Origin of the sequence: Halorhodospira abdelmalekii, assembly GCF_016583625.1 — a bacterium.
GTDB lineage: Bacteria > Pseudomonadota > Gammaproteobacteria > Nitrococcales > Halorhodospiraceae > Halorhodospira > Halorhodospira abdelmalekii.
This window is the reverse complement of sequence record NZ_NRRN01000070.1, coordinates 1-9,966: the sequence shown is the minus strand read 5'-3', so window position 1 is coordinate 9,966 and position 9,966 is coordinate 1. Positions and strand designations below refer to the sequence as shown.

17 protein-coding genes are annotated in these 9,966 nt (G+C 57.1%); 13 read left to right on the top strand and 4 right to left on the bottom strand.

Annotated elements, in window-relative coordinates; genetic code table 11:
- Positions 1-384: 384 nt before the first annotated feature.
- The 5 genes from istA to CKO15_RS12590 all read left to right on the top strand — a co-directional run bounded on the left by istA (position 385) and on the right by CKO15_RS12590 (position 3,301).
- The gene (gene istA / locus CKO15_RS12610) at positions 385-1,578 is read left to right on the top strand and encodes an IS21 family transposase (RefSeq protein WP_200196857.1); all 1,194 of its coding nucleotides are present in this window, start codon (positions 385-387) and stop codon (positions 1,576-1,578) included.
- The gene (locus tag CKO15_RS14575) at positions 1,575-2,312 is read left to right on the top strand and encodes an ATP-binding protein (RefSeq protein WP_338036067.1); all 738 of its coding nucleotides are present in this window, start codon (positions 1,575-1,577) and stop codon (positions 2,310-2,312) included. Before istA ends, CKO15_RS14575 begins: the two co-directional genes overlap by 4 nt.
- 318 nt (positions 2,313-2,630) lie before the next feature.
- Positions 2,631-2,843, top strand: coding sequence for a type II toxin-antitoxin system HicB family antitoxin (locus tag CKO15_RS12600; protein WP_200196855.1), 213 nt, complete (start codon positions 2,631-2,633; stop codon positions 2,841-2,843).
- Positions 2,840-3,028 (top strand): type II toxin-antitoxin system HicA family toxin, encoded by a 189-nt coding sequence (locus tag CKO15_RS12595; RefSeq protein WP_200196853.1) that lies wholly within the window; start codon positions 2,840-2,842, stop codon positions 3,026-3,028. The genes CKO15_RS12600 and CKO15_RS12595 overlap by 4 nt, the downstream gene beginning before the upstream one ends.
- A gap of 108 nt (positions 3,029-3,136) precedes the next feature.
- On the top strand, positions 3,137-3,301 hold the full coding sequence (locus CKO15_RS12590; protein WP_200196851.1) for a hypothetical protein: 165 nt from the start codon (positions 3,137-3,139) through the stop codon (positions 3,299-3,301).
- A 136-nt stretch (positions 3,302-3,437) separates the two neighbouring features.
- Here the strand turns inward: CKO15_RS12590 and CKO15_RS12585 are convergent, their stop codons facing one another.
- From CKO15_RS12585 to CKO15_RS12570, 4 genes are read right to left on the bottom strand one after another with little or no spacing between them, the layout of a single operon-like run.
- Entirely contained in the window at positions 3,438-3,947 is a 510-nt protein-coding gene (locus CKO15_RS12585) for a transposase (protein ID WP_274600155.1), read from the bottom strand.
- Positions 3,898-4,164, bottom strand: a complete 267-nt coding sequence (locus tag CKO15_RS12580) for a BrnA antitoxin family protein (RefSeq protein ID WP_200196840.1) — start codon at positions 4,162-4,164, stop codon at positions 3,898-3,900. The genes CKO15_RS12585 and CKO15_RS12580 overlap by 50 nt, the downstream gene beginning before the upstream one ends.
- Positions 4,157-4,426, bottom strand: a complete 270-nt coding sequence (locus CKO15_RS12575; protein ID WP_200196838.1) for a BrnT family toxin — start codon at positions 4,424-4,426, stop codon at positions 4,157-4,159. The genes CKO15_RS12580 and CKO15_RS12575 overlap by 8 nt, the downstream gene beginning before the upstream one ends.
- Positions 4,416-5,207: an IS5 family transposase gene (locus tag CKO15_RS12570; protein WP_200196836.1), complete on the bottom strand. Its 792-nt coding sequence runs from the start codon at positions 5,205-5,207 to the stop codon at positions 4,416-4,418. Before CKO15_RS12570 ends, CKO15_RS12575 begins: the two co-directional genes overlap by 11 nt.
- 135 nt (positions 5,208-5,342) lie before the next feature.
- Here CKO15_RS12570 and CKO15_RS14715 point away from each other — a divergent pair, with 135 nt between their 5' ends.
- The 8 genes from CKO15_RS14715 to CKO15_RS12530 all read left to right on the top strand — a co-directional run.
- Complete coding sequence (locus CKO15_RS14715) at positions 5,343-5,531, top strand: DUF4258 domain-containing protein (protein ID WP_420842147.1); 189 nt, start codon at positions 5,343-5,345, stop codon at positions 5,529-5,531.
- A gap of 2 nt (positions 5,532-5,533) precedes the next feature.
- Positions 5,534-5,752: a hypothetical protein gene (locus CKO15_RS12565; RefSeq protein WP_200196834.1), complete on the top strand. Its 219-nt coding sequence runs from the start codon at positions 5,534-5,536 to the stop codon at positions 5,750-5,752.
- A 92-nt stretch (positions 5,753-5,844) separates the two neighbouring features.
- Positions 5,845-6,033: a type II toxin-antitoxin system HicA family toxin gene (locus CKO15_RS12560; protein ID WP_200196832.1), complete on the top strand. Its 189-nt coding sequence runs from the start codon at positions 5,845-5,847 to the stop codon at positions 6,031-6,033.
- A gap of 8 nt (positions 6,034-6,041) precedes the next feature.
- Positions 6,042-6,257 carry a type II toxin-antitoxin system HicB family antitoxin gene (locus CKO15_RS12555; protein WP_200196830.1) on the top strand — a complete coding sequence of 72 codons (216 nt, stop codon included), beginning with the start codon at positions 6,042-6,044 and terminating at the stop codon, positions 6,255-6,257.
- A 210-nt stretch (positions 6,258-6,467) separates the two neighbouring features.
- The gene (locus tag CKO15_RS12550) at positions 6,468-6,665 is read left to right on the top strand and encodes a hypothetical protein (protein WP_200196828.1); all 198 of its coding nucleotides are present in this window, start codon (positions 6,468-6,470) and stop codon (positions 6,663-6,665) included.
- Between the two features lie 18 nt (positions 6,666-6,683).
- Positions 6,684-8,912 carry a DNA methyltransferase gene (locus tag CKO15_RS12545; RefSeq protein WP_200196826.1) on the top strand — a complete coding sequence of 743 codons (2,229 nt, stop codon included), beginning with the start codon at positions 6,684-6,686 and terminating at the stop codon, positions 8,910-8,912.
- Positions 8,913-8,943: 31 nt separating this feature from the next.
- Positions 8,944-9,684, top strand: a complete 741-nt coding sequence (locus CKO15_RS14240; RefSeq protein WP_242464787.1) for a hypothetical protein — start codon at positions 8,944-8,946, stop codon at positions 9,682-9,684.
- A 17-nt stretch (positions 9,685-9,701) separates the two neighbouring features.
- A partial coding sequence (locus tag CKO15_RS12530) for a tyrosine-type recombinase/integrase (RefSeq protein WP_420842148.1) occupies positions 9,702-9,966 on the top strand: 265 nt, incomplete at its 3' end.

The following is a 9,966-nucleotide window of genomic DNA, read 5'->3' as shown; positions in this document are numbered from 1 at the left end:
CGATACTGTCCTGAAAGTAGTGCGTGCTTTGGGCGTGGAAATACACGCGTCACCAACCCATAAAATGAGCGATTCCAACAAAGAGCTTCAACGGACGCGCTGACGCGCGCCGTTGAGCATTGCCGTTAGGCGCCCAAGGCATGCTCATCGACACGGCAATACGAATCCTTCAAGAACTCGCGCTCGGTCGTAATCCCGATACCGGTGAGCCCTTGGAGTCCGACAGCGTACTAAACGATGTTCGTGTAGCCCGCGCGCTCTTTTGTCACCACCGCTTGATATTGTCCTCATATCACCGAACTAATTTGTCCGCCCCCCTGACCGGGATACTCTTCCTCGGGAGTAGCTGTAGACCGATCCAGCGAAACCGCGGGAGGTATCCCAATGATCAAGAGGACGGACGCTATGAGGATACTACAAAAGCGCGAACAAGGCCTATACATCAAGGACATCGCTGCTCAGATTGGTTGCTCGGAGCGCACGGTGCGGCGCATTATCCAGCGCGGACCGGCCAAAGGCAAGCGGCCACGGGCTCGGGGCGGCAAGCTCGATCCGTACAAGCCGCTGATCGATCAGTATCTGCAAGAGCAGATCTGGAACTGCCAGGTCATCCTGCGCCGACTCCAGATTGCCGGCTATGACGGTGGCATCACGCTTGTCCGCGACTACGTACAGCCGCGGCGCTCGCAGAGGATTTCCAAGGCCACGGTGCGCTACGAGACCGAGCCTGGTCGGCAGCTTCAGCACGATTGGGGTGAGACGGAGGCTGTTCTCGCCGGGCAGCGACAGCGCATCGCGTTCGCGGTCAACACGCTGGGTTATTCGCGGCGCTTGCACGTCTATGCCGCTCCGCGCCAAGATGCCGAGCACACCTACGAGAGCCTGATCCGCGCCTTCGAGTGCTTCGGCGGCGCACCGAGCGAGGTGCTGGTCGATAACCAGCGTACTGCGGTGCTGGGGCGCGACCAGCACGGGGTGCATTTCAACCCTCGATTCCTCGATCTAGCCGAGCGCTACGGTTTTACCCCGCGGGCGTGTCGCCCATATCGGGCTCGGACCAAGGGCAAAACCGAACGGATGGTGCGCTACGTCAAGGAGAACTTCTTCGCCGAGAACCGGGAGTTTGAAAGCATCGAGCATCTCAACCGAGAGCTTGAGCGCTGGCTTGCTGAGGTCGCCGACCTCCGCCTACACGGTACCCACCAAGAGGTGGTCCTCGAACGCTTCGAGCGAGCGGAGCGTGCCGAACTGCGCGCACTGCCCCGGGAGCGTTTCGATACTGCCTACCGTTTCTACCGCACGGTGGGCTGGGACGGCTACCTCGAGGTCGAGGGCAACCGCTACAGCGTTCCGGACACCTTCTGCGGTGAGACGGTGGTCTGCCGGCTGAGCCTCGATCACGAACTGACCGTCTACGGCCGCGGTAGCAGCGAAGAGCCGTGCGAGCCGGTTGCCTGGCACGTGCTCACGGATCCGAGCGCTGGCTGGCAGACCGATCCCGAGCATCACCGCCGGCTCTGGGCCGAAGTCATACCGGTCGAGACCCGCGATCTGTCGGTTTATGAGGAGGTGGTCTGATGCAGCTCGATGCGCTCTTTGAACGGCTGAAGTTTGAATACCTACCCGATCAGATCGAGGCGGTTTGCGAACAGGCCGCCAAGGAGAAGCTCGACTATCCGGACTTCCTGGCTAAGGCACTGGAGGCGGAGTACGCCGGGCGCAATCGCAAGGGCATCGAGTCGCGGATGAACCAGGCGCGCTTTCCGGCGGTGAAGACGCTTGAGCAGTTCGATTTCGATTTTCAGCCCTCGATCGACCGTCAGGTCGTGCGCAACCTCGCCGGGCTGGCCTTTGTCGAGCGCGCCGAGAACGTCATCTTCCTTGGCCCGCCCGGTGTGGGCAAAACCCACCTAGCCGTCGCCCTAGGTATAAAGGCCGTCGAGGCGGGTTACCGAGTCCAGTTCCAGACCCTGGATCAGCTGATAAGGACTCATGCGGGTCAGGCATTACGGCTTTCTGGCCAACCGTTGCCGCGCCCGACGCTTGTCCGAGATCCGCGCCGCGCTCGCGGCGGTGCCCGCCGCGACAGCGCAGGCCGAAGAAGCCAGCGAGCGAGCCCCCTTCGATGGCTATCCGTGCCCGACTTGTCGCGCTGGCCAGCTGCGCGTGATCGCGCGCCTGAGCCCCCTGCGCCGAGACCGCGGGGGAGGTGCCAGCTTGCGCGCCTGACACCGACCGCGTCGGGTTCTCCAGCTGGACCGGCCCGAAACGGTCGGCGTCCGCGCTCGCCTGAAATTCGGGAAATGGTTTAAGATTGACCCAGAGACACCGACTTCGACCCCTCAGGAACTGACGCACATGCCGATCTTCGCGCCTCTTCCCCCTGCTCGACCCCCGGCTGCGCCCACGCGTCTTTGTCGAGTGGACCGGCCGCGACAATACAATCCCCTCTGTCTAGAGAGTGCTCGCGCCGACCGCCACGCCGTGCCGGGAGCGGATTAGTCCAACAACCGTTTATCTGGTCTGCGCGCGGGAGCCCCGCGACAACAGGCCGTCTCGGCAGCGCGCACACCAGATAAACGCTTAATCGTTAGCGGCATAAAAAATCCAGCAGTAAGGAGGCAATGATTGTGCAAAATGAATATACAGCGATTATAAAGCAGGAAGACGACTGGTGGGTTGGGTGGATTGAAGAAATCCCCGGTGTAAATTGCCAGGAAAAAACCTACGAGGAGTTGAAAGAGGCTTTGGAGGTTACCCTTAAAGAGGCGCTGGAATTTAACCGTCAGGACGCGTTGATCGCTGCCGGCAACGGCTACAAGGAAGAAAAAATCGCTATATGAAGAGAAATGAACTTCTCAAATATCTGCGCAGCCAGGGATGTGATATTTTACGAGAAGGCGGTAAGCATTCGTGGTGGCATAATCCGGCCCAAAATAAACGGTCGGCGATCCCTCGACATTCCGAGATCAAAGACATCTTAGCGAGGAAGATATGCAAAGACCTTGGTATAGAGCCAGTAAAATAGCCGCTAACAAGGCGCCGCACTTGACCGTTTTCTCGCTGCGCTCAAAAACGGCAAGTGAGCTTGGTCGTTATGCAAAAATGAAACTGAGAGTGGTTCGGAGAATTCAGCGTGAGTGATTTGCTGGAGCGGTTGCAGGAACTGGTTGAGAGGGGTGAGGTTCGGGTATCGGAGCACGGGTACGATGAGCTGGCAGATGATGGGGTCACGGCTCGTGAGGCGGTCAGCGGGGTATTCGAGGCAATGGGGAGGCTCGAAAAACTGGTCAATGATTAACCAACTCGGTCCGGTGATCCGGTTAGATCCTTCAACCCACTCTCAGAGGTGACTAAGCCCCCTCTTTAAGGCCCCCGAAGGGGCTTTTTCGGGGCTGTGTGCCGGTTTCCGGACACACGAGCCCCCCGGTGCGCGCTTAGAACGGCGTCACCCCAGTCTCGCGCAGAAAAGCAAGTCGGCGCATGTTGTAAGCCGCAGCAGCGAACGTCAGCTGTAGCAGCGCCCGTGCCCGGCCGATACAGCGCACACCGATGTCATAGCATTGCGGCAGGGCCGCAAAGATGTGCTCGACGCGTGCCCGGGTCCGCGCGATGCGGCGATTGCGCCGGCCCTGGCGCGCACCGAGTGGCTTCTTGGGGGCGGCTTTACGTTGGATCCGTGGCCGGTACCCTTGCTCGCGCAATTGCTGCTCGATGCGACGGCCCGCGTAATCCTTGTCGGCGTAGACGTCGGCGCTGGTGTTACAAGAGTGCAACACACTCTCAAGGTGGCAGACGCTAAGGTTCAGCCGCCGGCCTTGCCGAAGCGAACGCGGAGGTAAGGCCGGTCGGCTGGAACCGCTTGTTGGGCTGCATGCATGGCAAGAATCCTGTGGATTAATGGGCCTCCAGTTCTTCACGGAGAATTTTCCGCAGCGTCGCCTCATCAACAGGCCGCGTGCCCAAGGCTTCACGGAGGACACGATTGATCAATGTTTGATAGCCAATACCTTCCGCATCGGCTTTGGCACGGAATGCCATCAGCACATCGTTGTCCAACATGATCGTGATCCGGCTCTTGCCTTTGGCCTCCGCTTGCAGCCTGGCTAGATGCGGAACATTCTTGGCCCGCTTGGCTTTTGAGAAATCGTAATCGTCACGCATAGTACTTGGCCTCTTTACGGCTGGCCTTGCGAGCAGAAATGAGACGGATGCGCTCATCAGAGCCGCGCAGTGTGTAAACGACGACGAGGAGGCGGGCCTGAGCGCTCATGCCCATCAACACCCATCGGGCTTCGCCCTGCGCATCCTCGTCTTCCTGGGCTAATGCCATCGGATCCAGAAGAGCCGTGGCGGCCTCGTCGAAGCTGACACCATGCTTGGCGAGGTTCGACTCTGCCTTGTCCGTGTCCCACTCAATATCCATATGTATTGAGTATGTATGCACGACTTGCATTCCGCAAGCCCATGCGCCATCTCACTAGCCGGATCTCATGAAGCCCAACATCGTGTTCGGCCGCGGAAGAGACCGCACAGCAGCGGATCAGCTTATATCGGGCGTCAACGCTGATGCTGAGCTTATAGCCAAAGTGGCTTTTGCCGTGCTTCTTCGTCCAGTTCGCATCCGTATCCCGTTGGCGGCGCTCGTAGCGGTTCCAATCTGTCGGGGTAGCATCCTGATCCAGGATCTCACGCTCCTCGCTGCTGTAATGCTGTCGCGGCGCCTGAATCAGTGTCGCATCAACAATCTGACCACAGCGCGCGATGTAACCGTGGCGGGTCAACTCACTCTGCACCGCAGCGAAGAGCAGTTCACCGGCGCCTGCTTTCACTAGCCGCTGCTCGAAGTTCCAGATAGTCGTCCGGTCGGGGATCTTCGCCGAGCCCTGCAGCCCACAGAAGCGCTGAAAGGAGAGTCGATCCAGCAGTTGAAACTCCAGGCTCTCGTCGGAAATCTTGTAGAGGTGCTTCAGCGTCAAGATCCGGACCATGACCTCCGTCGGGTACGGTGGGCGCCCTCCGCGATCGCCACTCGGGCGCGGGGCGGCATCATCTACGACATCGGCAATGGTGGCAAAATCGACGTGCCGCTCGAGCACCTGCAGCGGGTCACCGAGCTGATCGATCTTCTCCTCGCGCTGCTGCGCAGCGTCGGGGGTACGCTTCACTGCACTGCGAGTCTGCTTGCTAGGCCGTTGATCGCTCATCGTGACCTCCTTCATGAGATCGCCAGGGCGTTGTTGATCGGGCTTGGGCACGAACAGAGCGCCTATTCTAGCTCGGCTAGGAGGAGTGCGCTAAGTGCGGCTCACCGGTGAAGGGCTGGTTTTTCGAGGTGCCCAATGGTAGTGGAGGATTATCCGAACTATCCGAAGGGGCCAAGCGTGCTACTGTTACAGAAGGATAGAGGCGGTGCTCCGATACATGTCGTATGGGGGATCCCCAAAGGGTATGACAAACCTGCCGTTTTGGTTACCGCATATAGGCCGGATCCGGCTCGGTGGGATGAAGATTTCATGAGGAGGAAGTAGCCATGGCACAGCGGGTTAAGAAAAAGTATGTGCACGAGGGCAAGTATGTTGCTGAGGTAGAAGTAGCGCTGATTGAGGACAATACCCAGTGGTCCCCCTACCTCAGCGTCGACGATGCGTACAAGCTGGATGATGTACGTGATGCCCTTCGCGAAGGCGATCTTGATGCAGCCGCGCGGTATGGGCGAATTTATGAGATGCGGCCAGTAGCCTCCCAGTAACTGCATAACCTGGCGCTCGAAGCGACGCTCGCAAAGCTCGCGCGCCTCAGCTTAGACGTTATGCGGCAGGCAGTTTGTAGGGGAGAGTCGGGATGAAGGTCAAGGAGCGAATCAAAATCCTAAAGAGGGATGGCTGGTACCGGGCCCGGCAGAGGGGCAGTCATCGCCAATTCCGACATCCTGTAAAATCGGGAACTGTAACCGTATCCGGGAAGCCTAATGTAGATATGCCGCCGGGCACGCTCAACAATGCCCTGAAGCAAGCCGGCCTGAAGAAATAGGTGAAATTATGCAGTATGTAGTCATTCTAGAAGAAGGCCCCGAGAGCTGGGGCGCCTACGTTCCGGACCTCCCGGGATGTGTGGCTGTAGGTGAAACCCGCGAGGAAGTCCTGGAGTTGATCCGGGGGGCCATTGAATTTCATCTGGATGGAATGAAAGAAGATGGGGAACCTATTCCAGAGCCTCATTCCTACAGCGAGGTCGTCCAAGTAAATGCCGCATAACAAAAGGTTCAACCGGACCCCGGTAAGCTCCGCGGCGGCAAAGCCGGGCGAGTTCGGTGGCGGGGCCGGCTAACCCAAACGTTATGTTTTTTGGTGCAGTGGTTACCGTAGGGGAGAGGATAGTCAGGAAACCGAGCCTTTGAGTCAGTGCACATTGGTGCAATTACGTCTAGAATGGTGCAATATACAAGATGAAAAGGTTTTTCCCATATGTCTGAGAAGCCGTCCAAGCGTTTCACGGTTTCCCTTGACTCAGGGGACTGCGATGCATTGCGCGCCTTTGCCGAAGCTCAGCGCCCGCCTTTGTCACTACAATATGTCGTGCGTCTGGCCGTTCGGCGCTTCCTCGACCAGCATGAAGACAGTGTCCTTGATTTGAAACCGGCGGAGACGAACCGCCATGACTGATTTCTCGGAGAACGGATTATGGCCGTAACCAGAACGGGCGGCGCATCCGCTCGCTGGCTAAGCTTCGCAGAGGCTCAAACAGCACAACTGCCCTTCGATGATCCCGCCGAGACGGTGATTACTCTCGACTACTCATCCGGCCAGCGTGCCCTTGAGGATGATGATTTCCCATTCGAAGTACTCAGTGATATTGCGGAAACCGAAAGCTGGCGCAAGGAAATCAACCGCCCGACTACCCATATTCATAAATGGTGGGCGCAGCGTCTCGGAACCGTCTTCCGGGCCATGGTGCTTGGTGCATTCGCACCGAGTGGCACCGACCTCTTTGACCTGTTTTACAAACCGGTACGCATTAAGGACGGTGTAGTCTTCGATCCCTTCATGGGAAGCGGTACGACGATCGCTGAGGCCGTTAAGCTGGGTGCCAGGGGCGTAGGCCGCGACATCAATGCGGTTGCGCATTTTTTGGTCAAATGTGCCCTGTCTGTCCATAACCGGAAAGCGATTCTCGATACCTTCCACGAAATCGAGCATGATGTGGCCGATAAGGTGCGCAGCTATTACCGTACAACCCTTCCGGACGGCAGTTCCGCCGACGTCCTGTATTATTTCTGGGTCAAGGTGATCGACTGCCCGTCCTGCGATACCCCGGTTGATCTTTTCTCTTCGATGATCTTTGCGCGCCACGCATATCCGAGAAAGTATCCGAAGTCCCGGGCGGTCTGCCCTTCCTGTGGGGGTATCAACGAGGTTCGTTATGATGCCAAGGACGCGCAGTGTACTTCTTGCAACAAATGCTTCGATCCGAGTGACGGACCGGCAAACGGACAGTCCGCTACGTGCCCCACATGTGCGCATAAATTTCCCATTGCGAAGACCGTTCGGACCAAGGACGAGCCGCCGGAACACAGGCTCTACGCCAAGCTAGTGCTCATGCCCGACGGCACAAAGACCTATCTGCCCGCAACAGAAGAAGACCACAAAATCTATGCCAAAGCGCAGCGGTCATTGTCCCGGCGAAAGAATGCGTATCCGATTGCCGGAATCACACCCGGTCATAACACCAATCAGGCGTTGGGATATAACTATCGCTTCTGGCATCAGATGTTCAACGCCCGTCAGCTTCTCTGCCTGTCTTTCCTTGCCGACCGTATCAGAGAAATAGATGATACAGTCCTGCGGGAATTGTTCACCTGCCTGTTTTCCGGTGCGCTGGAATTCAATAACATGTTCGCCTCTTATAAGGGTGAGGGGACGGGGGCGGTTCGTCACATGTTTGCGCACCATATCCTTAAACCTGAACGCGTACCTCTCGAAGCCAATCTTTGGGGGACCCCGAAAAGCTCGGGATCGTTCTCGACAATGTTCGAGGGGCGTATCCGGCGTGCGCTTGATTATGCCGATAATCCGTTCGAACTTCGCGTCGATCACAGTACGGGCAAGAGAAAAACCGAAAAAGTCTATGGGCTTTCCGAAAAACTTGGATTTCCGGTGGCAGAGGATTACGCATCCTTCGTGGAAGGCAAACGGGTTTATCTGTCCTGCGGCGATTCCAGTGCAACCGATTTGCCCGACTGTTCTGTCGATGTCATCCTGACCGATCCACCGTTCTTCGATAACGTCCATTACTCGCAGCTAGCCGATTTCTTTCACGTCTGGCAGCGCCACATTCTCGGCGACGACGGATACCGGCAGCAGGATACCACCCGTTCAGAGCGCGAGGTACAGAATGCGCAGGCCGATGATTTTACAGAAAGACTGTCCGGCGTCTGGAAAGAAGCGCACAGGGTTTTAAAAGATGATGGGCTGCTCGCCTTCACTTACCATCATTCCAGGCCGGAAGGATGGCGGTGCGTTTTGCGTGCATTGATGGAGGCCGGCTTCGGGATTACGGCGGCTCAGCCCATCAAAGCCGAAATGTCGGTCGCCATGCCAAAGCACCAGGCCAAAGAGCCGATTGATCTCGACATCATCATCGTTTGCCGCAAACGCTCGCAGATCCAAAAACACAAATGGAATGGCGATCTCTTCAGTACAGTTACGCCTGTCGTAACCCGTCAGGCTAGTCGGTTAATTGACTCTGGACGGCGCTTAAGTCGCAATGATGTGCGCATCATCGTTATGGCGCAGGTTCTCCGCCAGCTTTCTCATGCGCATTCCATGGAGGATGCTCTGCATATACTGGATGACATGAACGGTGATACCGAAGCGCTTATCGAGAAAATCCATTTACTGCAAAAAACATAGACCGAAAAAACAATAGGGAGTGTCATGGCCCGTGTCTAAAGTTTCTACCATATTCAAGACCTGCGTTCAGGCCATTCAGGGCGGCGTGTTGATCGAACGGGAAGGCCGCAATGATAAGGAGTTCCACTTCCAGAACTGGTTTAAAGACCGCTTGGAATCCATGGCGCTGAACTATGACTCGCCGGGTCGCAACTCATACCCGGACTTCCGCCTCGTTCATGATGCCGAAGGTTTTGAGCTGAAAGGCTTGGCCTATCCGGGCCGGGAAGCTGATTATGATTGCAATAGCCAGGTACCGTGTGGTGAGCACAATGGGCGCCAGGTCTATTACGTGTTTGCGCGCTATCCCACCGATCCGGACGGGAACAGCTACCCCGTGCTCGATCTGGTCTTATGCCACGGCAGTTTCCTGAACGCGGACAACACCTATGTACACAAGAATAAGAGTTTCAGGGGGTTTGGTAGCTATGGAGATATCCTTGTTCGCGACAGGAAGATGTATGTCGCCCCGACACCGTTTGCTCTTGCCGAGGGGACTGCTCACCGCCGAACGCTGATCATTCCTGATGGCCATGAGGTTGATGACGATCTAGTGGAAGTCGGGACATTGGTGCGGCGCGAAGTTGACGAAATTGTTGTGGCCTATAGTTTTGATCTGCGTACCAACGAGATTGCGACCTCCCATGTTCCAAACCCCAATGCAGGGCGTGAACATGTATTCAAAGCATACCGTCTTGCGGGTGATCCCTCGGATCCAGTGTCGTTGAGCTAGCAAAAGAAGAAACGAAAATAAAACTCGCTGCTTATCAGGTTATTGCAATAAATAGCACACTTTTTCCTATTTGGACTGTTGATATCGACGGGGAACGCAAGCTCCTGCGCATTGCCCAAGGCAAGGGCGCGAAGGATCGCCTGGTGGTGCTCTCACCAAGCCTGCTCGAGGCGCTGCGCGCCTACTGGCGCCTATACCGCCCGCGCGAGTGGTTGTTCCCGAGTCGGGACGGGACCCCGCTGAGCCCGACCAGCCTGCAGAAGGCCTTTACCGAGGCCAAGC